General features: G+C 69.7%; 24 protein-coding genes. 11 read left to right on the top strand and 13 right to left on the bottom strand.

Features of this window, described 5'->3' with window-relative positions:
* The first annotated feature begins 265 nt into the window (after positions 1–265).
* On the top strand, positions 266–790 hold the full coding sequence (locus tag AQJ27_RS42085) for a DinB family protein (protein WP_067381368.1): 525 nt from the start codon (positions 266–268) through the stop codon (positions 788–790).
* A gap of 92 nt (positions 791–882) precedes the next feature.
* Positions 883–1434 carry an NUDIX hydrolase gene (locus AQJ27_RS42090; RefSeq protein WP_067381480.1) on the top strand — a complete coding sequence of 184 codons (552 nt, stop codon included), beginning with the start codon at positions 883–885 and terminating at the stop codon, positions 1432–1434.
* Between the two features lie 119 nt (positions 1435–1553).
* Here the strand turns inward: AQJ27_RS42090 and AQJ27_RS42095 are convergent, their stop codons facing one another.
* Positions 1554–2411, bottom strand: a complete 858-nt coding sequence (locus AQJ27_RS42095; protein ID WP_067381371.1) for an endonuclease/exonuclease/phosphatase family protein — start codon at positions 2409–2411, stop codon at positions 1554–1556.
* Between the two features lie 861 nt (positions 2412–3272).
* On the opposite strand from AQJ27_RS42095, the gene AQJ27_RS42100 reads away from it, so the two are divergent.
* The 3 genes from AQJ27_RS42100 to AQJ27_RS42110 all read left to right on the top strand — a co-directional run bounded on the left by AQJ27_RS42100 (position 3273) and on the right by AQJ27_RS42110 (position 4212).
* The gene (locus tag AQJ27_RS42100) at positions 3273–3458 is read left to right on the top strand and encodes a hypothetical protein (protein WP_060896809.1); all 186 of its coding nucleotides are present in this window, start codon (positions 3273–3275) and stop codon (positions 3456–3458) included.
* Positions 3455–3766 carry a type II toxin-antitoxin system PemK/MazF family toxin gene (locus AQJ27_RS42105; protein WP_201264442.1) on the top strand — a complete coding sequence of 104 codons (312 nt, stop codon included), beginning with the start codon at positions 3455–3457 and terminating at the stop codon, positions 3764–3766. Before AQJ27_RS42100 ends, AQJ27_RS42105 begins: the two co-directional genes overlap by 4 nt.
* A 212-nt stretch (positions 3767–3978) precedes the next feature.
* Positions 3979–4212: a hypothetical protein gene (locus tag AQJ27_RS42110; RefSeq protein ID WP_067381374.1), complete on the top strand. Its 234-nt coding sequence runs from the start codon at positions 3979–3981 to the stop codon at positions 4210–4212.
* Between the two features lie 96 nt (positions 4213–4308).
* Here AQJ27_RS42110 and AQJ27_RS42115 read toward each other — a convergent pair whose 3' ends face one another.
* From AQJ27_RS42115 to AQJ27_RS42125, 3 genes are all read right to left on the bottom strand, one after another.
* Positions 4309–5490 carry an amidase domain-containing protein gene (locus AQJ27_RS42115; protein ID WP_079065665.1) on the bottom strand — a complete coding sequence of 394 codons (1182 nt, stop codon included), beginning with the start codon at positions 5488–5490 and terminating at the stop codon, positions 4309–4311.
* 342 nt (positions 5491–5832) lie between these two features.
* On the bottom strand, positions 5833–6702 hold the full coding sequence (locus tag AQJ27_RS42120; protein WP_067381377.1) for an alpha/beta fold hydrolase: 870 nt from the start codon (positions 6700–6702) through the stop codon (positions 5833–5835).
* A 130-nt stretch (positions 6703–6832) separates the two neighbouring features.
* The gene (locus AQJ27_RS42125) at positions 6833–8563 is read right to left on the bottom strand and encodes an MOSC and FAD-binding oxidoreductase domain-containing protein (protein WP_067381489.1); all 1731 of its coding nucleotides are present in this window, start codon (positions 8561–8563) and stop codon (positions 6833–6835) included.
* A gap of 156 nt (positions 8564–8719) precedes the next feature.
* On the opposite strand from AQJ27_RS42125, the gene AQJ27_RS56825 reads away from it, so the two are divergent.
* Positions 8720–8896 carry a hypothetical protein gene (locus tag AQJ27_RS56825; RefSeq protein ID WP_159064543.1) on the top strand — a complete coding sequence of 59 codons (177 nt, stop codon included), beginning with the start codon at positions 8720–8722 and terminating at the stop codon, positions 8894–8896.
* A 149-nt stretch (positions 8897–9045) separates the two neighbouring features.
* Here AQJ27_RS56825 and AQJ27_RS42130 read toward each other — a convergent pair whose 3' ends face one another.
* Positions 9046–9906: a DUF427 domain-containing protein gene (locus AQJ27_RS42130; protein WP_067381380.1), complete on the bottom strand. Its 861-nt coding sequence runs from the start codon at positions 9904–9906 to the stop codon at positions 9046–9048.
* A 140-nt stretch (positions 9907–10046) separates the two neighbouring features.
* Between AQJ27_RS42130 and AQJ27_RS42135 the strand changes: the two genes are divergently transcribed.
* Positions 10047–10607 carry a CGNR zinc finger domain-containing protein gene (locus tag AQJ27_RS42135; protein WP_067381383.1) on the top strand — a complete coding sequence of 187 codons (561 nt, stop codon included), beginning with the start codon at positions 10047–10049 and terminating at the stop codon, positions 10605–10607.
* A gap of 218 nt (positions 10608–10825) precedes the next feature.
* On the opposite strand, the gene AQJ27_RS42140 is transcribed toward AQJ27_RS42135, so the two are convergent.
* The 4 genes from AQJ27_RS42140 to AQJ27_RS42155 all read right to left on the bottom strand — a co-directional run bounded on the left by AQJ27_RS42140 (position 10826) and on the right by AQJ27_RS42155 (position 13870).
* Positions 10826–11155, bottom strand: a complete 330-nt coding sequence (locus tag AQJ27_RS42140; protein ID WP_067381387.1) for an antibiotic biosynthesis monooxygenase family protein — start codon at positions 11153–11155, stop codon at positions 10826–10828.
* 50 nt (positions 11156–11205) lie between these two features.
* Positions 11206–12183 (bottom strand): cytochrome c oxidase assembly protein, encoded by a 978-nt coding sequence (locus AQJ27_RS42145; RefSeq protein WP_067381390.1) that lies wholly within the window; start codon positions 12181–12183, stop codon positions 11206–11208.
* Positions 12184–12443: 260 nt separating this feature from the next.
* Positions 12444–13295: an RNA polymerase sigma factor SigJ gene (sigJ, locus tag AQJ27_RS42150; protein ID WP_067381393.1), complete on the bottom strand. Its 852-nt coding sequence runs from the start codon at positions 13293–13295 to the stop codon at positions 12444–12446.
* Positions 13292–13870, bottom strand: a complete 579-nt coding sequence (locus AQJ27_RS42155; RefSeq protein ID WP_067381397.1) for a carboxymuconolactone decarboxylase family protein — start codon at positions 13868–13870, stop codon at positions 13292–13294. Before AQJ27_RS42155 ends, sigJ begins: the two co-directional genes overlap by 4 nt.
* A 230-nt stretch (positions 13871–14100) precedes the next feature.
* Between AQJ27_RS42155 and AQJ27_RS42160 the strand changes: the two genes are divergently transcribed.
* Positions 14101–15357 carry a serine hydrolase domain-containing protein gene (locus tag AQJ27_RS42160; RefSeq protein WP_067381400.1) on the top strand — a complete coding sequence of 419 codons (1257 nt, stop codon included), beginning with the start codon at positions 14101–14103 and terminating at the stop codon, positions 15355–15357.
* Between the two features lie 91 nt (positions 15358–15448).
* On the opposite strand, the gene AQJ27_RS42165 is transcribed toward AQJ27_RS42160, so the two are convergent.
* Positions 15449–15691: a hypothetical protein gene (locus AQJ27_RS42165; protein WP_067381403.1), complete on the bottom strand. Its 243-nt coding sequence runs from the start codon at positions 15689–15691 to the stop codon at positions 15449–15451.
* 341 nt (positions 15692–16032) lie between these two features.
* On the opposite strand from AQJ27_RS42165, the gene AQJ27_RS42170 reads away from it, so the two are divergent.
* Positions 16033–16998, top strand: a complete 966-nt coding sequence (locus AQJ27_RS42170; protein WP_067381405.1) for an XdhC family protein — start codon at positions 16033–16035, stop codon at positions 16996–16998.
* Between the two features lie 23 nt (positions 16999–17021).
* Here the strand turns inward: AQJ27_RS42170 and AQJ27_RS42175 are convergent, their stop codons facing one another.
* Together AQJ27_RS42175 and AQJ27_RS42180 are read right to left on the bottom strand one after the other, a co-directional pair.
* Positions 17022–19754, bottom strand: coding sequence for a molybdopterin-dependent oxidoreductase (locus AQJ27_RS42175; RefSeq protein ID WP_067381408.1), 2733 nt, complete (start codon positions 19752–19754; stop codon positions 17022–17024).
* Entirely contained in the window at positions 19751–20578 is an 828-nt protein-coding gene (locus AQJ27_RS42180) for an FAD binding domain-containing protein (protein ID WP_067381411.1), read from the bottom strand. The genes AQJ27_RS42175 and AQJ27_RS42180 overlap by 4 nt, the downstream gene beginning before the upstream one ends.
* 213 nt (positions 20579–20791) lie before the next feature.
* Between AQJ27_RS42180 and AQJ27_RS42185 the strand changes: the two genes are divergently transcribed.
* A complete protein-coding gene (locus tag AQJ27_RS42185) occupies positions 20792–22351 on the top strand; it encodes a PucR family transcriptional regulator (RefSeq protein WP_067381414.1) in 1560 nt (519 codons plus the stop codon).
* On the opposite strand, the gene AQJ27_RS42190 is transcribed toward AQJ27_RS42185, so the two are convergent.
* Positions 22305–22706, bottom strand: coding sequence for a TOBE domain-containing protein (locus AQJ27_RS42190; RefSeq protein WP_067381417.1), 402 nt, complete (start codon positions 22704–22706; stop codon positions 22305–22307). The two genes, AQJ27_RS42185 and AQJ27_RS42190, sit on opposite strands and share 47 nt — an antisense overlap.
* A 230-nt stretch (positions 22707–22936) precedes the next feature.
* Between AQJ27_RS42190 and AQJ27_RS42195 the strand changes: the two genes are divergently transcribed.
* Positions 22937–23332, top strand: a complete 396-nt coding sequence (locus AQJ27_RS42195; RefSeq protein WP_067381420.1) for a DUF5994 family protein — start codon at positions 22937–22939, stop codon at positions 23330–23332.
* Positions 23333–23336 lie beyond the last annotated feature (4 nt).

A 23336-nucleotide genomic window follows, 5' to 3' on the forward strand; every position in this document is an offset into this window, starting at 1 on the left:
TGATTGCTGCGAGCGACACAGCGGCACAGAACGTCACCGCTGTCCTCACTGTGCGTTTTGGCATGTTCGCTCCCAGTCGCAATCTCTTTCGACCAGCAGGCCCGGTGCCTGATCCGCCCCTTCTTGCGGCGGTCGGCTCCTCTATCGACGCTACGACGCTGTCGGAGGATGCACCACTCGCACGGAGTAACGCGTGCTCCCTCCCAGCGACGAACCCCGAAGGAGAGACAGCGTGAGTACGACCAATCCACGGAGGCGGGCCGCCATGTTCGTCGGGGACGACGACGATCCCCGGCTCGGTGCTCCCTCGACCGGCGAGGAGCGAGCCATGCTCATCGGATTTCTCAGTGCCCAGCGGGCGACGCTGGAGCTGAAGTGCGCGGGCCTGGAAGGGGAGTTGGCCCGACGCTCCGTCGAGCCCTCCACGCTCTCTCTGCTCGGACTCGTACGCCATCTCGCCGACGTGGAACGCCGGTGGTTCCGTCAGGTTCTCGCCGGTCAGGACGCGCCACCACGCTTCTCGTCGGCGGTGGAACCGGACGGGGACTTCGACGGCGCGGTTCCCGATCCCGATCTTGTGACCGAAGCGTGGCAGGCATGGCGCGCCGAGGTCGCGTTCGCCGACGTCTTCACCGGGGACGCGCCCCACCTCGACATCGCGGGCAAGGACGCATGGCGTGGGACGGTGTCGCTGCGCTGGGTTCTCATCCACATGATCGAGGAATACGCCCGTCACAACGGACACGCCGATCTCCTCCGTGAACGTATCGACGGGGCGATCGGCGTCTGAGGAGGTGTTCTCGGAGCTTGATCCACCCCACTGAGTCGGCCGTTGAACTGAGCGTGTCGTCAGCCCGGCGGTGCTGTGGCAGCGTGTCCGCCGTGGGGGAGATGGTGGAGCGAGTGGACGAGCAGGACCAGATACTCGGGGTGGTTGATCGAGGCGAGGCCATCCGCCGAAGGTGGCTGCACCGGGTTGCCACCACCGTCTGCCGCGACCCTGACGGTCGGATTCTCGTGTACCGGCGCCCCGATCACGTTTCCCGCTTCCCTGGCCAGTACGACTGGCTGGTCGGTGGTGCCGTGGGCGTGGGCGAGACCTACCCGGCAGCCGCCTCTCGCGAACTCGCCGAAGAACTCGGGGTCGACACCCCGACGCGGTTCCTCTTCAAGTACCTGTGCCGGGGTGTCATCAGTCCGTACTGGATGGGCGTGCACGAGGCGGTCCTCAACCAACCGGTTGTACCGGATGCCTCGGAAATCGCCTGGCACGCCTGGCTCACCCCGGTTGAGCTGCGCGCTGCGGTGCACGACACGAACTTCGTCCCCGACGCCCGCGACGCGTTCGACCGGTACCAGGCGGAGAAGGGGGGTCCACGCGGCTCTTTGCCACGGCGCTCGTCGCTCCCACCGGGTTCGGAACGCTCACTCTGACCGCTCTCAACTCGGCCTGGGCCGTGGGCGGCTCGTCCGATCCGCCGTCAGCCCGCGCGGGAACGCCGCCGGCCACGTTCGGGGCCGCGACACGACCGCACAGATCCCCGTACGCGGCATCAGGACACCGACGACGCGGTCGGGAGGGCGATGCGTGCGGTCAGTGCCACATGGTCGGAGAGGAACGACCTCTTCCGGCCGCCGAGTTGTACCGGGTCCGTGAACAGCAGGCGGGGTTCGGTCACCGGGTACCGCTCGGCATCGCCCGCGACCAGTAGATAGTCGACGCGGTGCGCCGAGGCGCCCGGTTGCAGCAGCTCGGTATGGAACGTGGGGCGACCGACCGCGCGGAACGGGTCCCGCCAGGCTCCTTCCTCCACCACCAGTGGGTAAAGGGGGCTGCTGTCAGGGATGTTGAGGTCACCGCCGGCGATCACCAGTTCCGTGTCGTCCCGGCGAGCCCTCTGAAGGGCCTGGTGGAACATGGCCAACTGCCGCCGCTGGAAGCGATGATGGCGGTTGTCCGCCGACCAGTCGCCGTCCTTGTTCGCGGTCAGGTGGACGTTGCCCACCAGTGTGCGGCGTCCCGCCAACTCAAAGGTCAGCACGCCCTGCAGACGCCCCCACAGGGCCCTGGATCCGCGGAACAGCGCGCCGGATTCCTCGGGCCGGGAACCACGGAACGACTCGTACGACACCGACCGCAACGGCAGCCGCGAAAAGGAGGCCAGGCCCCCGGTCGGCTGACCGGCCACTCCGATGGCGCGGGCGACGAAGGGATACGAGGGCAGGTGCGTGCGGATGGTTCTGAACAGCGCGGCCGTCCAGACCTCCTGGAAGCTGACCACGTCGACGCCCGATTCCTCGATTCTCCGGCAGAACTCGACCGCACGCTCCTTCGGCGGAGGCAGCGTCGACGAAAACCCGCAGCAGACATTCATCGACGTCAGGCCGATCGTCGCTGGTCCGCCGTCCATGCGGCACCTCCCCGAATGAGCCCGCCCCCGAGTGTCTCGGGGGCCGACCGTACTCCACTGGGAATCCCCGAGAGGGATGCGACTCAGACGGTGAAGCGCGGTGCATCGCGGTGAGCCGCTCCCGGTGATCGCGGCGGTGGACAAAAAGGTGCTGGCTCTCGACCGCCGAGCCGCAACAATCCTGGATGAGGGACGGGAGAGGACGTATGGCCGTGCCCGTGTCCTGGCCGGCCCAGGCCTGCCTGATCCCGACCCTTTCTCCGACATCGCCCTGGTTCCGCGACACTCGCGGACGGGGAAGTCGTGGCAGCCGTCAGCCATGGTGGACGGCGTGCCGTTGGCTGTCGACGTGTGGATGCATGTGGCCTTCCGGCACGACCGGTTGCCCGTCCCCGCGACAGGCGGAATGCCCGATGGTGTCTTCCGTGACTCTTGGGGACGTTCCGGCCTGACGCGGGAGCGTTCCCGCACACGCTGGTACGACTGCCCGCCGTCCGCCGACCGAGGCTGCGCAGGATCTACGACCGCGTGAGCAGCCACTCGTACGCTCGCCCGTTCTAGCCAGCACCTGATCCTCGCGCGCAGCGGGTTCAGGCCTGATGGGGCTGGTCGCCCAGTCGCGCAAGGAGACCCGCGGGCGGCATCGACGCACCGACCGATCCGCTCATGCGGGCCGACGCCCGCCATCGCCTCCGCGCGGAGCGGTATCCCGAACCGAGCCAAGCCCTCGCCCTCGAAACGCATGTCGATCCTCCTGGCCCGGCAGTGCCCCACTGTTCCCGGGAAAGCCCGCCGTATCGAAAAGTCCGCCGTTCCGGTTCGTCGTCGCATGACGGCAGTGATGCCACTACATTTGGTGTCATGACTGCCATCACCCTGCGGATTCCCGACGCCATGGACAAGGCGCTGCGCGACGCCGCAGCCGGCGCCCCCTCCCTGAACGACTACATCCTCCGCGCCGTGCGTCGGCAGATGACGCTGGACGCCGCCCGTCGTCTCGCCCGGATCGAGCCCCTCGATCTGGGCGGCGAGGGCGACGCCCTGTGACGATCCAGAAGGGCGATGTCTGGGAGGTCGACACCGGCAAGGAGAACCGCACGGTCCTCGTCGTCAGCCTTGACGGACTGGCCGATGCGTACGGCGCCGTGGTCGCTCTGGTGCTGCATGCCCCGGCCGTGCACCCCGATACGGCGATGAGCGTGCGGCTGACCACCCCGGTCGACGCCTCGGTCGTCGCCGTCAACCTGCTCCAGCTGTCCGCGGCGCGTTTCGAGACCGCCACCCTGCTCGGCAACATCGGGCCCGAGCAGCAGGTGCTCATCGACAACGCGCTCCGGGCGGTCCTCGACCTGTGAGGTGCGCGGCCCGGACCGCATGCCCCGCTGGACCTCATGGACGGCCCTGCTCGGGTATACGATCAAATGGTGCGCGGTGAGCAGGGCGGATTGCCTGTGCGGCGTCTTCCTGAAGGGCTGCGCGCCTGGGAAAAGGGAGCCATCGCCCCTGGCGCAGGCCCTGGCGTCCGCCGGGAACCCCGGCCCTGATGAGCGCCGCGCAAGGAGTGCTCATGACCAGTCCACACGAGATCGATCCGCGCGCTCTGGAAGATCCGCGCAACGTCTATCCGACCGACGAAGAGTTCTACAGGAGCGGGCGCCCGGCCGACGCCGCACTGCCGGAGGACCGGCCCCGTGGAGGAGCGCCCTCGACACCGCTGAAGAGGCGGGGGACCTGGGCGACCGTTGCGCTCGTCGCCGGCATCATCCTGCTGATCCTGGTCGGGATCGCACTGTTCCCGTGAGTGATCGGGAGTAGCCGAAAGTCACCGTCACAAGGGAGACCCGCAAGGAGCGGGAGCCGGACACTCGGACCGGCTCCCGCTCCGGAAGGGCACCGCTCAGGTGCGGTAGGCGTAGTACGCAGCGTTCGGGTACGACGCGATGATGCTCGCCACCGACCTGTTGTAGGTGTTGGTGGAGTGGTACGTCACGTACGGCACACCCTGCGGGCTGCGGTAGGTGACGATCATGCTGTGGTCCTTGGACCCGTCCTTGTTGAAGTCCATCTGCAGGACGTCACCCACGTCCAACTGGTAGACGTTGGCGAGGCTGGTGACCCGCTTGGAGGACAGGGCGAACCACGAGAACTCGTTGACGCCGACGAACGAGTCCGACTGGATGTCGGAGTTCCCGAACCACTTGTGGAAGTCGTCCGTGTAGCCGGGGACGTGCTTCCAGCCGCCTGCCTTCAGGGACTGGCTGACGAAGTTGGTGCAGTCGCCGCCGGCACCCTGCCCGTTGAAGTCCGGGTAGGCCGAGTTGTAGTTGTTCCAGTACTTGGCCGCGTACGCCGCCATGGCCTTGTAGTCGTAGCCGGAGGCCGAGAAGTTCTTCGGCTTGGCCGGCGCGGGCCACGTGGTGACGGAGCGGGTCGCCGAGGGCGGGGCGTCGTCGGCGGCCGTCTTCGGCGCGGCGACGAACGTGGTGGCGGCAACCTGGTTGACCGCGACGCCGTCGTCGGTGTCACGGATGCCGGTCAGCTGCCAGTCGCCCTTGCGATCGGCCTTGAACGTCAGCTCGTGGTGCGCCTGGAAGCCGGTGGTCTTCGGCTCGTTGCCCTTGACCTTCTCGTAGGTCAGCGTCGTCGTCTCGGTGACGTTGACCGTGGCGTGACGGCCCTTCAGCCGCGTACGGTCCAGCGAGACGCTCGTGTTGGCGGAGCTGTACTTCTCGCCGAGCGACTCCAGACGCGACTTGCGGCCCCGCAGTTGCGACAGTGCGGACTTCTCCTCGCGCGACAGCGTGGAGGACACCCGCACGTCGCCGGAGAACCGCGACGACAGTGACGTGTTCCGACTGGTCTTGCCGCCGTCCACCAGGGCGTCCGTACGGTCGGTGAAGACCGCGTCCGCCAACCGCTGGAAGGTGGCTTTGGTCGACGGATCCACAGCGGGATCGGCGACAGTCGACGCGCCCGCGCTCCAGTTGGGCAGCAGCGCGGCGCCGGCGACGACCGAGGCGGCCGCTGCCGTGACTATGGTCGCCCGTCGCCGCTTACGGCTCAGTTTCCTTGATCTCAATGATGTTCCCCTCTACGCCGGTACTCGATACCGGGAGCCGCATCCTCGCACGGCATGTGTGGCTCCTGTGAAGGGGGTTGCCGAAGTGGCCCAACCGCAACACACGACTCGCCGACGGGACCGTCGTCCCTCTGCCCGCCCCGACGCCGTGCCGCGCGTTTTCGTCCCGATACCGCTCACCCGCACCGGGGCGAAGCAGCCTAAATCGCTGCCCCGTGAGGGCAGCGCTCCGCCGCCACCTCGACCCGGTGGCCTCCGGCTCCGTGATCCGTACGTCGGCCTCCGCAACATGCCGTAGGGCGAGGGGGTGTTACCGATGGCGGGGCATGCGAGCTGTGCGTCTCAGGAGGTGACGCGGGCGAGGAAGTCGCGGATGTACCCGGCGATTTCCTCCAGGTGGCTCTCCAGAGCGAAGTGCCCGGACTCGAGGAGATGGATCTCGGCGTCGGGCAGGTCGCGTTGGAAGGCGCGGGCTCCGTCCGGGCCGAAGATTTCGTCGTTGGCCCCCCAAACGGCCAGCAGCGGCACCTGGCTGTCGCGGAAGTACTGCTGCAACTGGGGGTAGAGGGCGACGTTGGTCGGATAGTTCCGGAACAGTGCGAGCTGGATGGCGTCGTTGCCGGGGCGGTCGAGCAGCGCCTGGTCGAGGGTCCAGCTGTCCGGGCTGACGAGGCTCGGATCCGTGACCCCGTTCAGGTATTGCCATCGGGTCAGTTCGAGGGTCAGGGCCCCGCGGAGGGGGGCTTCGTTCTCGGGCGTCGGGTTCTCGGCGTAGGCGAACAGCCCGTCCCAGAAGGCCTTGACGAATCCGTCGGTGTAGCCGTTGCCGTTCTGCGTGATGATCGCGGTGATGCGCTGCGGAGACCGCGTGGCGAGCCGCCAGGCGATGGGTGCTCCGTAGTCCTGCGCGTAGACGGCGAACCGGTCGACGCCGAGCTGCTCCAGCAGACCGGCGGTCACGTCGGTCAGAGTGTCGAAGGTGTAGTCGAACTCGTCGACCGTCGGCATGGCCGACTGCCCGAATCCGATCATGTCGGGCGCGATGACGCGATAGGTGTCGGCGAGTGCCGGGATGAGGTTCCGGAACATGTGCGAGCTCGTCGGGAAGCCGTGCAGCAGCACGAGCGCCGGTGACCGCGGGTCCCCGGCCTCTCGGTAGAAGACGTCCATGCCGTTGACGGTGGCGGTGCGGTGGTGCACGACGCTGCTCATGTCAACCTCCAAGGTTGCTTTGAACGGTTAGCCGCAGTCCAGCATGGAGGGTCTAACCTGTCAAGTCGTCTTTGATGGTTAGATTCGCTGAGCCGGAAGCCCCGAACTCCTGGAGCCCCCGCCGGGGGACTCACAGATCCAGCAGGACGTCAGAGGTGGGGATGCTGCAACACGGCAGCACTTCACCCGAGGCGGGATCCTCCAGGGGCTGCGTCGTGTACTCGACCTGACCGGTGAGCAGGGGTGTGGCGCAGGTATGGCACACCCCTGTACGGCAGGACCAGCGCGTGGGGATCTCGCATGCCTCCGCCAGCTCCAGCAGCGTCGCGTACCGTTCCGACCAGCCGGTGGACAGGCCGCTGCGGGCGAAGGTCACGGAGGGCCCTGTGCCCCGGGGGCCGGGCGGCTGGTGAGGAGGTCCGGAACCCATGTGGACGATGCCGGGGTTGATGGCCGCGAGCGCCCCGAAGACTTCGGTGTGGATGTTCGAACTGCGCAGCCCCGCCCGCTGGAGCGCGGATGTCACCGTCGACATGAAACCCTCGGGGCCGCACAGATAGGCGTGCGCATCCGCAGGGATGCCGAGCTCCCGGATCCCGTCGCTGGTCATGCGTCCGTGCGTGATGCCCGGCCCCCCGGCGATCTCGAGATCCGGGGCGGTGTAGTAGATGAAGGCGCGGGCGTGCGGCAGGCGGTCCAGGAGTTGCCGGGCCTCTTCCGCGAAGGGTTGCTGTCCCGGATCGCGCGCGGTGTGCACCCACCACACGGCTCGGGAACTGTGCTCGAGGGCCAGTTGGTGCAGCATCGCCAGAACAGGCGTGACGCCGATGCCCGCCGAGAACAGCGCCACAGGCGTGTGGTCATCGGCCAGCACGAACGTCCCGCGAGGGGCTGCCGCTTCGATGACGTCGCCCGTGTGCAGATGGGTGTGGAGGTAGGTGCTGACCTCGCCACGGTCTTCGCGTTTGACGCTGATCCGGTACTCGGCGGCACCGGGGGCGGAGGACAGCGAATAGGAACGCACCAGGGCGGGCCGACCCTCTTCGGGGATCCGCACGGTCAGGTAGTGGCCGGGCGCGGCCGGGGGCAGCGCCTGTGAGTCGGTGGGTCGCAGGAGGAACGAGGACACCGTGGGGGTCTCGGGTACGACCTGGGTCACGCGCAGTTGTTTGAAGCCCTTCCAGCCCGGCGCGGTGGGTGCGGGGGCGGGCGGCTGGTCGAGTCGGTGGCTCATCTCCTGGAAGGACTGCTGCCATCCGGGGCTGAGCGCCTCGATGGTCAGGGCGGCACGGAGTTTGGCCGGGTCGGGGTCCGGAAGGTAGAGCAGGGAGTCGGTGTCGGCGACGGTGAGGGAACCCCGGCCGGTACGGGTCCGGGTGATCCGGTCTCCGGCCCGGACCCGGCCCTCGGTGATGACGCGGAGGTAGAAGCCGGGGCGGTGGTGGGCGACGAGCAGGGAGGCCATGCGCGGTTCGTTCAGGCGCATGCCGACGCGGTAACAGGTCACGCGTGGCTGGGTGACCTCGAACTCGGCTTCGCCGATGCGGTAGCGGTCACCGATGCACACCTCGTCGTCCGCCAGCCCGTCGACGGTGAAGTTCTCCCCGAACTGGCCGAACTCCAGATCGTCGCGCTCGAGAACCTTGCGCCAGTACGTGTAGGACTGCGTCTGGTAGACGAGGACCGCCCGCTGCTCCCCGCCGTGGCCCTGAAGGTCACCCTGGCCGTCGCCGTCGATATTGAGGTGGCGCACCATCCGGGGGCCGTCGACGGGATGCTTCCACGCTCCCGTGTGTACCGTCCTGCCGCGCCAGCGCACGTCCTTCGGCCGTCCCACGTTGACTGAGAGCAGAGTCGCCATCTCGTCCTTCCGGTGCGGCACCACCGCACGGCGAAGTCGGTCGCCTCGGCATGCTGCTCAGTGATCCGGCCGATCGGATCCCGGCTTCATGGGGCATGTGCACGTTTTCCTCCGGCGCGGGAGGCGAAGAAGCCTATAAAAAGGTACAAAAGTAGTGTGAGCAAGAATCCTGAAACCCCGCAAGACATGGACAAATGGGCTGACCGGATCCGGACCGTCTCCTCGACTTCCGATCCTCAGGCCGCCCGCAAGCTGGCCGGTGACATCTACCGTGCCGCACAGGAAGATCTCGACGCCGAACGTGCCCGGGCGGAGTACGAACGCGAGGAATGAGCCTGTCCGTCCCGTCGGCACATCACGCCTCACGGTGCGGGGGCGACCCCCGCCGTGGGGCGAAGCTCGGGTCCCGTGGTGGGCGGCTTCGAGCGCCTCCCGGTTGTACCCCGCCGTCCGCGGCCGCCTCCGTTTCAGCCGCCTCCGTTTCAGTGGGGGAGGACCTCATCGGTCCCCAGGCTGCGGTCGACCCCGTGAGGCACCACCTGCTGCCCCGGTTCGAGGTGCAGTCGCTCACCGTCGAGGTAGACCTCGACCCTGTCGGGCTCGAACGAGACCAGGTCGTCGACGCGCCCGACCTCGGGGTAGGCCTCGCGGTACGACCACGCCGCCTTCTTGGCCTCGCCGATGTCGTAGTAGTCGGCCAGCCCCTTGTAGGGGCAGAACGTCCGACCCTCCACCGGCGTCAGTTCCTTCTCCTGGATGTCCTCGCGCGGTACGTACCACCGCGGAGCGAACCCTGACTCGTAGAGCACCACCGGACGGGTGGTCCGCGCGATCACCGTGTCCCCCGAGCGCACCTCAAGGGTGCGGGAGGTGTCGCGGATGTCGATGCGGTGATAGGCGTCCGCCGCGTGCCCGAGGATCCGCTCGTCCTCCTCGTAGAAGGCGTCCATGGCCCTCCAGGCGAAGGCGACACGCCCCTCCAGCTCGTCGGCGTACGAGGGGAGCCCCGTGAACTGCCATGCCGCTCGCTCGGTGCGACGGTCGCCGACGTCCACGGTGAACCAGGACGTCTCGCCGAGCTCGCGGTGCTGGGTGGTGCGCCCGCTCGCCTCGAGAACGCCGGAACGAAGCGACGAGAGCGGGAAGTACGCGACGGGGTAGCGCCCCGGCTCGTGCAGCAGTACGACGTCCTCGCTGTCCGCGATCCATTCCCCGCCGAACCTCACCCTCATCCGGCGGCGGAGCTGCTCCGCGAAGAGCAGCCGCTCCGGCAGCGGCTCAGGGGTGAGGAACCTTCCGAGCGCTGTGGAGGAGAGCGGTCCTTGCTGCCATGACAGTCCCATGGCCGGTTCCCTTCCGAGGCTAATGGATACATCGAGCGTAGAACCATTAGATTGCTCCCGCAAGGTGGCGTGCTAATGGGTAGCATGCAGCTGTGCGCATTCGAGTCGATATAGATGAGCTTCAGGCTGCGGGTTTCCCCATGGGTGGTGAACCGCTCGTCGCACTGGACCTGGCCGACACGCTGATGACGGTGACCGAACCGGCCGCGGACCTCATCGGGACCCCGGAGGCCTCGGCTGCCTGGTGGGCACTGCAGTCCGGAAGCCTGCCACCCGGGCCTGCACCCGACGCCGCGGCCGTGCGCCGGCTGCGTGCGGCGGTTCGCGACGTCCTGGACAGTCACCTCGAGGGCCGCACCGCCCGGCCCACGTCGCTGGACGACATCAACGCCGCCGCGGCAGTGGCTCCCGTGAGTCCTCGTCTGGTCGTGACGGTCGACGGCATCAGGGGGGAGGAACGCTGGCACACCGAACACGGCGGGAACGCCGCGTTGGCCGCCATCGCCGCGGAGGTCATCGGGCTCCTCGCCGACAACGAGCGGCTCGGGCTCCTGCGCCGCTGTGCCAATCCGGCCTGCTCGATGCTCTTCCTCGCCGAGAACAAGCGGCGCAAGTGGTGTACCAGCAACATCTGCGGCAACCGCGCACGGGTCGCCCGCCATTACGAACGAACCCACACCGACGGAGCCGGCGGCATCTGACACGCGGAGCGGCCGCCGCAAGGGGCGGGCGGCAGAGGGGCTCCTCACCGCGGGGCGCGGGCCTCCGGGGCGACAACGGCCACGTACGGTTCCCGCCCCCAGCGGGCACGCACCGGCCGGATGCCGCTGCGTGCCCACGCCGTGAACTTCTCACCCCGTAACCCCGAACTCGCCGGACGGTGGGGGCTACGCCAGGCCACGGCCTGCCCGGCGTCCAGTTACGCGCTGGTCGGCGCCGCCTGCTGCACGACCTCGAAGGACCACAGCGTGGACCCGCTGGCCGCCGGCTTGGGGCGCTCGCCGCTCGCCGCGTCACCGCCCTGGTGGGCCGCCTTCATGGGGCCCTCCATCCAGGCCTGGAAGGACTCCTCGTCACGCCACCGCGTGTACACGAGGTAGCTGTCGGTGCCTTCGACGGGGCGCAGGAGTTCGAACCATTCGAATCCGTCGGAGTTCTCCACGGCATGAGCACGCGAGGCGAAGCGCTTCTCCAGCGTCTCCCGCTGCTCGGCCGGGACGGTCAGTACGTTGATCTTGACTACGCTCATGGCCCCATCCTGCCGCAAGGCGCTCCTGGGAGACGACCAGCCCGGGTGTGTCAACGTCCCGGCCGTTGGTGCCGGATGCGCTGGGCGACTTCGCTGTTCTCGGTCTCCCACCAGGGACGTACGAGCTCCGATGTCCGTGCCGCTCCCGGCGCGGGCGTCGCCGGGACCAACTCCGCCTCCAGGCGGCGATCCAGTACGACGGTCTCGGCGCGTTCGGTACGGGCCCACTGCACCAGGATCGCGAGGAGGAAGGGCAGCGCCACCAACTCGGCGATGCTGATCATCGCGCCACCGCCCAGCTGCTGGTCTTGGAGCACATCCGGCGCCCAGGACGGCGCGTGACGCAGATACCAGGACCCGGCGATGAGGGTGCCGTGGGTCATCACGACGATGCCCGGTACGGCGTCGATGATCCCGTCGAGGAAGACCAGCGCCGCCCGTACCGGATGGGTACACCACTTCGGCAGGGCCGCCTCGCGGGTGAGCATCGGCATGACGAACAGGCTTCCGGCGAGCAGCAGGTGCAGATACATCACCTCGTGCAGCCAGTCGTCGCGCAGGGCGGTCTCGAAGTACGGCGTGAAGTACACCGTCAGCTCCGTCGCGAGCACCAGAGCCGTGCTGACCAGCGGGAAGGTGAGCAGGCGCACCAGCCGTCCGGCCAGCGCCCGCTGCACACGCCCGGCGGCACGCTCGGGCAGGGAACGGAGGGCCAGCCGCAGCGGATCGCCCAGGGCCAGCCCGAGCGGTGCGATCAGATCGAGGAGGACGTTCTGAACGGCGGCCGGCCAGAACAACACGTGGTCGTACACGGCCAGCGCGGACATCGTGGCCACGACGAGGGTGCCCAGGCCGAGCAGCGCGAAGGCGCCGACGCGCGGGAGGGGCCAGTGCTCGCCCCGGCGCTTCAGACGCAGCACGCCCCAGCCGTACATCGCGCCCAGGACGACGACCACCAGCAGCGCGGGCACGTCCAGTTGCCATGAGGTGAGGAGTCGTCCCACGGTGAGCTGTGGTGGATTCCCCATCGCGTTCTACCTCCACGGCATGTCAGATCTGCGGTGGCACTCTATGCCGCGCACGACCGGCCCCGGTCGCGCACGCGCCGGACTCGCCCGCGGTCACACCGAGCTCATACCCAGCTCATACCAAGCGCGCCGGATGTGTTTCGACGTGCGTCGACGCACGTCGACCTGCCTCGACGTCCGCTCACTGTGCGGTCGTGTGTGTCCCGGACGGTTCGAAATGTCCGGAACACACGCGACGCCATAGGCAGCGGCGAGCGGGCCTATCTGGCGAGTTCGGCCGGTTCATCGAGCCGCGTCAGTTTCCGCGGGTTCGCGATCGCGTGGATCCGCGTCACCTTCCCGTCTTCCACCACGAGGCTCACCGCGGCCACTCGGCCGTCGATCTCGATCCGGCCCGCAGGCGCGCCGTTGAGCCACACGGCTGACACCATCCGGTCCGGGCGAGCGAGCATTTTCGCCACGAGTGCGGCCCCGTGGATCGGAGCCGTAGCGGCGCCCGCAAGCCCGCCGCCGTCGGCGATCAGAACCACGTCCGGTGCCATGACGTCCAGGAGTTCCTGCAACTGGCCGGTGCGCAGCGCGGCCAGGAACCGCTCCACCACAGCCTGCTGCTCCGACCGGCTCACCGGCACCCGCGGCCGCCGGGCCGCCACGTGCTCGCGTGCCCGCCGCGCGATCTGCCGCACCGCTGCCGCGGACTTCCCGACGGCCTCGGCGATCTCGCCGTACGGCACCTCGAAGACCTCGCGGAGCACGAACACTGCGCGTTCCGTGGGCCCGAGCGTTTCGAGCACGGTCAGCATCGCGATCGAGACGTTCTCCGCCAGCTCGATGTCCTCGGCGACGTCGGGGCTGGTCAGCAGCGGCTCCGGCAGCCACTCGCCGACGTACTCCTCGCGGCTGCGCGACAACGTCCGCAGACGGTTGAGCGCCTGCCGTGTGACGGTTCGTACGAGGTAGGCCCGCGGGTCACGCACCTGTGTGCGGTCGACGTCGGCCCACCGGAGCCAGGACTCCTGCAGCACGTCCTCGGCATCGGCCGACGAGCCGAGCATCTCGTAGGCGACGGTGAACAGCAGGCGGCGATGGACGACAAAAGGGTCCTCGGTCATGCCGTCGACGCTACGCCGAAGTTCTGCGGACGCGCGGCCAACGGAATCTCGCAGGCGTCGGAGTAGCCCTGCGACGTGATCCCGTGCGCCGTGTTGCACCTGGTGGCAAAGTTGGCGAAGCCGATGAACACGGTGAGTTCGACCATCGCGGCCGGGCCGAGCCGGTCGAGCAGCCGCGCGGACAACTCGTCGGTGACGGTCGTCGGTGTGTTCGTCATGGCCTCGGCGTACTCCATCACGTCCCGCTCCAGCGGCGTGAACACCTCCGACTGCCGCCAGCGCGGCACCTGGCTCGCCTTGGTCAGGTCCAGGTTCTGGTTCAGCGCGTGGAAGTAGTTGATGTCGAGGCACCAACTGCAGCCGACCTGTGCCGCGACGGCCATGTGCGCGAATGTCTTGAGGCTCGCGTCGGCCGCGTCCCACGTGGCCACCTTGGCCGAGAACTCCTGGTTGGCCTCGGCGAGTTCGGGGTGGTTCCACAGCACCTCGACGGGCTCGGGCACGGTACCGAGTTGCTTGATCATGATTTCGCGGAGCTCGACGGGGAGCTCGGCCTTCGGGACGCGCAGTGTCACTTTGTTCTCCTTGTATGTGTGCCTGTTAGGCCGTCCGTCATGAAGACACCGCCGGACGCACGCATGTGACAACGGGGCTGAGGGCCCGGCTTCGGGTTTTCCCCACCGTGGGCGGGGCCGGCACCACCCTTGGTCCGGGTGGTAGGGCCATGGGGCCCGGGTCCGGGGTCCGGTTGGCTGGTTGGCGTCAGCAGACGGTGGTCCACCAGCCCGAACCGGAGGTTCGAACCATGCATGCTCTTGAGGCCGGTACGAAGCACACAACAACCAAGGCCGGCAAGAAGAAGGTGTCAGCCGCCGCCCTCGTGGCAGCCGCGCTGGGCGCCGCCGTGTTGCTGCCGGAGGCGGCCTCCGCGGCCTCCGGGCACCGCGCCGCACATGCTGGATACACCCAGGCCGAGCTCCGCCGCGACGTGGCCGCCGTACGCAAGGCGGGTGGCGGGGACGTGAACGTGCTGGCCAGGGTCGACGGCCTGCCCGGAGGACGGGTACAGGCCCGCCTCGGCACCGTGTCGGCCGGTTCCCACGCCGCCCTGCCGTGGGGCTCGCACTTCCGGACGGCCTCCACCACCAAGGCATTCGTCGCCACCGTGGTGCTGCAACTCGCCGCCGAGAAGCAGCTCTCGCTGGACGACACCGTCGAGCACTGGCTGCCCGGCGTGGTCTCCGGCAACGGCAACGACGGCTCCCGGATCACCGTGCGCGACCTGCTCCGCCAGACCAGCGGGCTGTTCGACTACATGGACGACCCGGACATTCAGCAGAAGCTCCGTGAGCACTTCGACGAGAACCGTTACAACGACACCTCTCCTCACGACCTGGTGGTGACGGCCGTGGCCCACAAGCCGCTGTTCGTGCCGGGGGCCGGCCGCACCCGCTGGGCATACTCCAACACCAACTACCTGCTGGCCGGGATGATCGCCGAGAAGGCGAGCGGCACCGGTTGGAGGGAGTTGGTCGAGCACCGCATCATCGCCGGACTGGGCCTGCGCCAGACCTCGGTGCCCGGTCTCGACCCGTTCCTGCCCACGCCGTACGTGAGCACCTATCTGACCGGCACGGACGGCACCAGGCTCGACGTCACCACGAACAGCTACCTACACACCGCCGACTCCGGAGTGGTGAGTACCACCGCGGACCTCAACACCTTCTTCCGCTCGCTGGCCGACGGCCGCCTGCTGCCGGCCGAGCAGTGGCGGGAGATGCGGCAGACCGTACAGCGCACCGACGACCCGGACGATGTCGCGGAGCTGCCCGAGGGCACCTACGGCCTGGGCCTGCGCGAGATCCCACTGTCCTGCGGCGGCCACTACTACATGCATGAGGGCGACGGGTTCGGCACCTACACCCGCCCCGCGGTCAGCTCGGACGGGCGGCGCGCGGTCACCATCTCCGTCACCACCACCTCCGGGATGCCGGACCTGCCTACGCTCAACCGGGCCACCGGCACTCTGATCGACCACGCGCTGTGCGCCGCCGGCCGCTAGACAGGGCGGGCCCCGCGCAACGGCACCAGGCACACCGGCACCATCGAAGTGGTGGGCCGTCAGTTCGACGGCCTCGGCTCCGGTCGTCCGATCAGTCGTCCTGCTTCCATGACCCGCTGGGTCGGCCGTTCACGCAGCGCACGCGGAGCTCGACCTTGCCTGACGTGCCCTCGAACCTCACTTCGGCGTGTGCGTCGGGCCCCGCGTCGGCGCGTTCGACGCCGAAACCCTGGGCGGGGGCCCACGACACCAGCCGCACCACCGCGCCGTCGCACTCGGCGATGTCCGTCCCGCCCGCGCGGGTGTTCGGCGTACGCTGCCTGCCAGTGCGCACGCTGTTCCTTCCAGGGAACGTGGCGGGGTGCGGTGGGGGTGCCGCCTCGTAGACCAGGGTGGTTGCTTCCCATGAGGGCTCTCCTTCCTCCGGTCGGCCAGTCCGCTGTGCAGCCTAGGTGCCCGCCGCCCAGGGGGGCCGAGGCAAGGGCACTCCGTGGTCCACGCGCGTCGTGCTCGTTCCGCCCGTGCTCGTTCCGTCCGTTCTCGTCGAGTCGGGGCAGGGCAGGGCAAGGCAGGGCTCACTAGAATGGCGGCGACAGCGCCGCGCTGACCAGGTGGTCTCCTGGTGACCCGGTGGTTTCCCGGTGCCGGAAGCCAGGAACGAGGAGGGCCGCGATCATGCGTGAGCTGGCGGACACGGCACGGCGGTGGGCGGCTCAGGGGCGCCCGGCCGTACTGGCCCGGCCGATCACCGAGCAGGGCTTCGGGCCCCGGCACCCCGCCGACGCGCTCCTCATCGACGAGGACGGGAACCGCCAGGGCACCTTGTACCGCGGTGCGTTCGACGACCACTTGGCCGCAGAGGCCGCGGCCCTCCCGCCCGGGCACACCGCGCGGGTGTGCGAGGTGGCCGTACACGATGACGAGGTCAAAGAGGCACGGCTGACCTGCGGCGGACAGGCCGAGATCCTGCTCCAGTCGCTGCACACCGTCCCCGCCCGCTGGTGGGACCTGCTGAGCGAGGGCGCCGACGCCGCGCTGATCACCCGGATCGACGAGGAGCGGACCCAGGCTGTCAGCGACGTCGTCACTCCGGGGATCGTCACTCCGGAGTCGCAGGGCGATGATCCGGCGGCCGTCGTTCAGGCCGCCGAGCAGGCCAGGCAACTGCTCGCCCGCCACCGCGCCGGACGCGAGACCCGCCGCGCCGCCGCCGGACTCGTCCTCATCGAGGCCTGCCCAGCCGTCCCTCACCTGGTCATCGTCGGCGGCGGCGAGCTCGCGGAACTCCTCACCACCCAGGCGCAGGTGCTGGGCTGGCAGGCCACGGTCGCGTATGCCGCCGGGGATGCTCGCAAACCGATGGCCGACCGTCCGGCCGCGGCCTGCCTGATCGTGCTCAGTCACGAGCCCGACCTCGACATCCCCGCCCTGCACGCCGCATTGACGGCCGGCATTCCCTACGTCGGCGCGCTCGGCTCACGCCGTACCCAGGCCCGCCGCGCCGAAGCCCTCACCGGGGCGGGGCTCACCGAGGAGCAACTGCGCCGCATTCACGGCCCGATCGGACTGGACATCGGCGCTCGCACCCCGGCGGAGACGGCCTTGGCCATCTGCGCCGAGGTTCTCGCCGCACTGGGCTGACCGTAGGGGCCCGGTCCGCAGGCTCAAGGGCTGGTCACCCCCGCCGCGTCGAGGGCCTGCCACACCCGGTCGCGAGTGAGCGGGAGTTCGGTGAAGCGGAGGCCCGTCGCGTCGCGCAGCGCGTTGGCGAAGGCCGGGGCGACCGGGTTGAAGGGGCTCTCGCTCATCGACTTGGCGCCGAGGGGACCGATGGCGTCGGCGGTCTCCATGAAGTGGACCTCCGTGCGCGGGATGTCGGCGTACTGAGGCAGGCGGTAGCGGCGGAAGGCGGCCGTCTCGACCTCGCCGCGGGCGTCGACGCGCACGTTCTCGAAGAGCGTCGCGCCCAGCGCCTGGGCCACACCGCCCTCGACCTGGCCGCGGCACTGCATGGGATTCATCACCTTGCCCGCGTCGGCGGCGTGCACACTGCGCAGGATGCGGATCTCGCCGGTGCCGGGATCGACGGCGAGGCGGAACCACTGCGCGTTGAAGGCGACCGAGCGCGGGGTGCCGCCGAAGTGCCCGTCGGCGGCGCAGGTGACACCGACCGCCCTGGCCGCCTCGTACAGCTCCTTCAAGGACAGGCGGCCTCCCGGATGCGTCACCGCCTCCTCCACGAGCCGGCAGTCCGCGCGCGGAACGCGCAGGGTGGCGGCGGCGAAGTCCAGCAGCATGTCCGCGAGGGCACGGGAGGCACGCAGGGTGGCCTTGCCCGCGACCACCACGCCGGTGGAGGCGAAGGCGCCGGTGTCGTGCTTGACGACGTCCGTGTCGGACTGGCGGACGGTGATGCGCTCGACGGTGGTGGCGAGTTCACCGGCCGCGATCTGGCGGTGCACCGTGGTGGTGCCATTGCCGAACTCGGCCGTGCCGACGGCCAGGTCGAAGGTGCCGTCGGGCAGCAGCGCGGCCCTGGCATCGGCGATGTGGCCACCCGGCGGACCCGTCGCGATCATCGCGAGCGCGGTGCCCTCGCCGACCAGCCAGCCGTCCGGGACGGGCTCGGACACGGGCTCTTCCTGGGCGCGGCGGACGATGCCGATGCACTGGTCGAGACCGTAGCTGGCGATGTGCAGGTCCTCCTCCTTGCCGCCGGCGGTGATCATCGGCTCCCCGGGGCCGATGATGTTCTTCGCCTTGAACTCCAGCGGGTCCAGGCCCACTCGGCGGGCGAGTTCGTCGAGGGCCGACTCGACCGCGAACATGACCTGCCCGAGTCCGTAGCCGCGGAAGGCGCCGGCCGGGACGGTGTGGGTGTAGACCGAGAAGGCGTCGACCTTCTTGTGCGGGGCGCGATAGACCGCCATCGACTCGCCGACGCTGTGGAACATCACCGCGGGACCGTGATTGCCGTACGCGCCCGTGTTGGAGACGACCCGCAGTTGCAGCGCGGTCAGGGTGCCGTCGCGACGGGCGCCCGCCTTCACACGGATCGTGAACGGGTGCCGGGTGGTCGCCCCGTAGAACTGCTCGGCCCGCGTGTACTCCAGCTTCACCGGGCGGCGCAGTCGCAGCACCGCGAGGGCCACGATGTCCTCGACGAGCATCTCCTGCTTGCCGCCGAAACCGCCGCCGACCCGGCCCGCGACCACCCGCACCTGCTCCAGAGGCAGGTCGTACAACGCGCACAGCGCGCGCCGCGTCAGGAACGGGGTCTGCGAACTGGTGCGTACGTTCAGCCGGCCGTCCTCGTCGAACCAGGCGACGGCTCCGTGCGTCTCCAGGCTCGCGTGCTGGACACGCTGGGTGCGGTAGGTGTCCTCGTAGACGGCGTCGGCCTCGGCGAACCCCGCCTCGACGTCACCGATCTCGCCGTGCGCCTCACCGACGACATTGTCCTGGGGACGGGAGATCCGAGCCGTCGCCGCGTCCTTGTCGTGCACGACCGGTGCGCCCGGCCGCATCGCCTCCTCCGGGTCGACGACCGCGGGCAGCACGTCGTACGTCACCTCGACGAGGCGGCAGCCCTCCTCCGCCGCCGCCTCGCTGTCCGCGACGACGGCCGCGACGCGCTGGCCGATGTAGCGGACGGTGTCGTCGAGGACGCGGGTGTCGTCCGGATCCTCCTCCGGGTGCTCGTGACGGGCGGTGGAGAAGTGCCGTTCCGGCGCGTCGTAGTGGGTGAGGACCGCGTGCACGCCCGGTACGCGCAGGGCGGCGGACGTGTCGATGGCGAGGATGCGGGCATGGGCGTGCGGGGAGCGCAGCAGCTTCATGTGGAGCATGCCCGGGATGTCGACGTCGAAGGTGTAGCGGGCGGTGCCCGTGACGACCTGCGGTCCGGCGGGGGCCGGAAGGTTGCGGCCCACGGCCTCGCCGGCCGACGGAGCTTCGGCGTGGCACACCCCTCGTACCGCGTCCTCGATGGCCCGGTAGCCGGTGCAGCGGCACAGATTGCCCTTGAACGCTCGGGGGAGATCGGCCAGTTGATCGTCGTCGAGCGCCGCGGTCGTCATCAGGAACCCGGCGGTGCAGAAGCCGCACTGGAAGCCCTGTGCGTCCAGGAACTTCCGCTGTACGGGGTGGAGTTCGCCGTCCTCGGAGGCCAGGCCCTCGACCGTGGTGACCTCGCGGCCGTCGGCCCGGAAGGCGGGGAAGAGGCAGCTGTGTACGGGCTCGCCGTCCACGTGGACCGTGCACGCGCCGCAGTCGCCCGCGTCGCAGCCCTTCTTCACGCCGAACCAGCCACGCTCACGCAGATAGGTCCTCAGGCACTGGCCGGGGCGTGGCTCCTGCGTGAACGGCCGGCCGTTCACCTCGATCCCGAAACTCACTGCGGCTCCTCACCGTGGGACAGCTCGCGGCGGATGTCCTCCGCGTACCGGAACGTCATGTGCCGCCGCCATGCGGGAAGCCCATGGATGTCGTCGAACCACTCGTCGTCGGCGACGGCCGCGTCGATCGCCGCACGCAGTCCGTCCGCCGTCGGCGGCAGCGGGAACCACAGCCGGACCGGGCGGACGGTCGAGGCGGTGATCGTGATCGCGAGGGAGTGGTCGACCGGGTCCAGGGTGCCGATGACCAGTGCGCCGGAGCGGCCGAGCCCGTACAAGGACGCCTGCCGGAACGCCGTACGGCAGGCGAGGGCGCGGGCGGGCAGGGTGATGGACCGCAGAAGTTCGCCCTCGGTCAGGACCTTGCGGCCCGCGCCGGTCACGAAGTCCACGACGCGGACCCGGCGGCGTACCCCGTCCTGGGCGTGCAGCAGGCACTCTCCGTCGAGGGCGGCGGTGAGGGAGATCATCGGGCCGGCCGGGAGGGAGTTGCAGAGGTTCCCGCCGACCGTGGCCATGTTCCAGATCTTGAAGGAGGCGAGGAACGCGCGGCAGCACTGCTCGAACAGGGGTGCCGCCTCGGCCCGAAACTCCCTCGCGAACCGGGACAGCTGGGCGATCGTGCAGGTCGCGGCGATCTCCAGCGAGCCGTCCGGGTGCGGCCGCACCGGTGTCCAACCGGTCCGGCTCAGGTCCACCAGCCGCCGCAGGTGCGGCTGCGGCTCGGAGAACAGGTACGTCCCGCCGCCGAGCCAGGCGTCACCCGGCCGCCAGGGTGCGGGATGCCGTGCGTCCCGTATCTCCACCACGGTGTTCAGGTCCATGAGCGCCAGTGAAGCAACGCGACCGGGCTCCGGACGACTGGTTCACGACACGGAAACGCCGAGTTTTCCGGCGGGTGTCCTGGAGGATCAACCAAGAGGCATACCGTTCGTCTCACCTTGCACTTACGATGCGATCACTCGCATGCACCTGGTGAATGTGAGATGCCGGGCGCGCGCCCTCGTGCCCGACTGCCGCACAAGGAGCCAGAGCACATGCACGTCGACCACCTCCTCAAGGACGAGTCCCTGGGCCTGCGCCTGCTGTGGGCCGAGGAACCACAGCTGACGCGGGAGATCAGCGGGGTGACCGCCACCGACCTGGAGGACCCCGCCCGTTTCGTGCGACCCGGCGAGGTCGTGCTCAGCGGCCTGGTGTGGTGGACGGCCGAGGGCGGGCGGGACAAGGCGGAGCGGTTCGTGGCCGCGCTGCGGACGGCGGGCGCCGCCGTACTGCTGGCGGGCGAGGAGACCCACGGATCGGTGCCCGACGACCTCATCGAGGCGTGCGCACGGCACGGCGTCCCGCTGGCGGCGGTCCCGGCCCACATCATGTTCCGCGCGATCACCGACACCGTGTACTTCCAGCAGTGGGGCGAGCTGAACCGCCTCCACGCGCTGCCCGAGAACGTACGCGTCCGGCTGAGCCGACTCGTCGCCCAGGACGCGGGCCCCGACGTGGTCGTCGCGTCCGCCTTCGCCCACGTCGACCGGGCGACCGCGTACGTCTTCACACCTGCCGGTCGGACCGTCGCGGCCACGGAGGGCGCGCAGTCGGTCCCGGCGCGGGAGGCCGTCGCGCTGCTGGCCGACGGCGCGGGGATCACGGTGTCCGTCGACTCCGATGCCGTCTCCCCGTACGAGCGCTGGCACCTGTATCTGCCCGAGCCCGGCGGTACCCCGCCGCGCATGCTGCACGAGATCGCCGCGATCCTGGCCCGCTGCCAGGAGTCACGAGCCCGGCGCCGGGCTGCCGAACACCAGGAGGCGGACGAACTCGGCGCCCTGCTCCTCGCACCCGGCGCCGAGGCCGCCGCCGTGGAAGGAGCGCTGCGGAACTGCGGGCTCCCGGCCGAGGGCCCCTACCGGGTGATCGTCGCCGAGACGGGATCGCAACGGGCGGGACTGGCGGAGGGGGCGTTGACGGAGGCGGTCGCCCATGCGGGGCCGGGGCGCGCGTCCGTGGGGCGGCTGCCGGACGGCACGGCGTTCGCGGTCGTACCGGAGACAGAGGACGCCGCAGGCCGATGTGCGGAGTTCTGGCCGCTTGTCGCCGGCTGCGAGCCGTCCGTCCCGCTGCACGGTGGTATCGGCTCGCCCGCCGCCGGGCCGCAGGACCTCAACGGGGCGCTGTCCGAGGCCCGTTACGCCCTGGCTTCGGCCCGCACGACCGCTCCCGACTCCTCGTCAGTGGTCGACTCCTCGTCCTTCACCGGACTGGACACCCTGCTGACCGGCATACCGGCCGAGGTCCGCACCGCCTACAGCCGCACCGTCCTGGGCCCCCTGCTGGACACCCGCAACGCCTCCGCCGCCGCACTGCTGAAGACCTTGGAGACCTTCCTCGCCCACGACGGCTCATGGGCCCGCACTGCCGAGGTCCTGCACCTGCACGTCAACACCGTCCACTACCGGATCCAGCGCATCGAGCACTTCACCGGCCGCGACCTGTCCCGCCTCTACGACCGCCTCGATCTCCGGGCCGCTCTGCTGTGCCGTACGCCTTCGGCTACGAGCGATCCACGTGCACGCTCGTCGACTTCACCCGCGCGGTGACCGTGACACCGACCGAGAGGTCCAGCTCTTCGACCGCCTCCCGGGTCACGAGCGACACCACCCGGTGCGGCCCTGCCTGGATCTCCACCTGCGCCACGACGTCGTCGACCGTCAGCGCCGTGACGATGCCCGTGAACGCGTTGCGCACCGATGTGGGCGGGCCGCCGCCGACGGTGCCGCGTTCGTCCTCGACCGCACGCGCCCGCGCGAACCGGGCCAGCCCGACGCCGTCGATCACCCGGTTCCCCGAACCGTCCCGACCCATGGGAAGCCGGCCCCCGTCCGCCCAACGGCGCACGGTCTCCGGACTCACCCTCAGCAGGCGCGCGGCCTGGCCAATGCTGTACGACGGCACACCGGCACCCTAACCGCGTCTTCGAGGAGTCCGGGTCCATCCGGCACGACGCGGTTGGCCAACGGGCGGAGTACGGTGGGGGAACCGAGGCCAAGAGGCCCCGCCTGCCGCCTGATTCGTCCTCACCACTTTCCTCACCCGGGCTGTCCGTCGTTCCTTCCTTCCGCCGTCCGCCGCAGACAGCCTCGGGGGCAGGCCATGAGGCCGTGCCCCCAGACAGGAACGCCTTCATGGCCTCCGTCCCTCAGCCCCCGCCCGCAGGGCCCGTGGCCCGTCTACGGTTGGCGCCGCACAGCGCGGTGCCGCGGCGCATCGACGGGGCATGGTGGCCCCGCTCACGCAATCTGCTGGTCGAACTCCCCCTGCTGATCGGTGCGTTGCCCCGGGACTGGGGGCAGATCAACGGCGTCACCGTGAACGCGGAGATGTGGTCCGCGTCGCCGGGACGGATACTCGTCGCCAACCACGTCGTACGACTCCGCAGGGAGCCCGTTTCGCGGGACCGGCACACCGTCTGCCTGCTCAGCCCGGCCCGTGGTCGATGGGACCTGTTGGTCGTGCCCCCGGAGGTCGACGCGGCGGACGCCGAGTACCTGATGGCCGCCGTGGCGACCGACACCCACTGACGAG

It is taken from the genome of Streptomyces olivochromogenes, assembly GCF_001514115.1.
Classification (GTDB): domain Bacteria; phylum Actinomycetota; class Actinomycetes; order Streptomycetales; family Streptomycetaceae; genus Streptomyces; species Streptomyces olivochromogenes.

Bases quoted from the DNA above. Each gene is read 5' to 3' on its own strand.
- AQJ27_RS42085 (WP_067381368.1), top strand. From the start codon at position 266: ATGTTCGTCGGGGACGACGACGATCCCCGGCTCGGTGCTCCCTCGACC.
- AQJ27_RS42095 (WP_067381371.1), bottom strand. From the start codon at position 2,411: ATGGACGGCGGACCAGCGACGATCGGCCTGACGTCGATGAATGTCTGC.
- AQJ27_RS42100 (WP_060896809.1), top strand. From the start codon at position 3,273: ATGACTGCCATCACCCTGCGGATTCCCGACGCCATGGACAAGGCGCTG.
- AQJ27_RS42110 (WP_067381374.1), top strand. From the start codon at position 3,979: ATGACCAGTCCACACGAGATCGATCCGCGCGCTCTGGAAGATCCGCGC.
- AQJ27_RS42120 (WP_067381377.1), bottom strand. From the start codon at position 6,702: ATGAGCAGCGTCGTGCACCACCGCACCGCCACCGTCAACGGCATGGAC.
- AQJ27_RS42125 (WP_067381489.1), bottom strand. From the start codon at position 8,563: ATGGCGACTCTGCTCTCAGTCAACGTGGGACGGCCGAAGGACGTGCGC.
- AQJ27_RS42130 (WP_067381380.1), bottom strand. From the start codon at position 9,906: ATGGGACTGTCATGGCAGCAAGGACCGCTCTCCTCCACAGCGCTCGGA.
- AQJ27_RS42135 (WP_067381383.1), top strand. From the start codon at position 10,047: ATGGGTGGTGAACCGCTCGTCGCACTGGACCTGGCCGACACGCTGATG.
- AQJ27_RS42140 (WP_067381387.1), bottom strand. From the start codon at position 11,155: ATGAGCGTAGTCAAGATCAACGTACTGACCGTCCCGGCCGAGCAGCGG.
- AQJ27_RS42145 (WP_067381390.1), bottom strand. From the start codon at position 12,183: ATGGGGAATCCACCACAGCTCACCGTGGGACGACTCCTCACCTCATGG.
- sigJ (WP_067381393.1), bottom strand. From the start codon at position 13,295: ATGACCGAGGACCCTTTTGTCGTCCATCGCCGCCTGCTGTTCACCGTC.
- AQJ27_RS42160 (WP_067381400.1), top strand. From the start codon at position 14,101: ATGCATGCTCTTGAGGCCGGTACGAAGCACACAACAACCAAGGCCGGC.
- AQJ27_RS42170 (WP_067381405.1), top strand. From the start codon at position 16,033: ATGCGTGAGCTGGCGGACACGGCACGGCGGTGGGCGGCTCAGGGGCGC.
- AQJ27_RS42180 (WP_067381411.1), bottom strand. From the start codon at position 20,578: ATGGACCTGAACACCGTGGTGGAGATACGGGACGCACGGCATCCCGCA.
- AQJ27_RS42185 (WP_067381414.1), top strand. From the start codon at position 20,792: ATGCACGTCGACCACCTCCTCAAGGACGAGTCCCTGGGCCTGCGCCTG.
- AQJ27_RS42195 (WP_067381420.1), top strand. From the start codon at position 22,937: ATGGCCTCCGTCCCTCAGCCCCCGCCCGCAGGGCCCGTGGCCCGTCTA.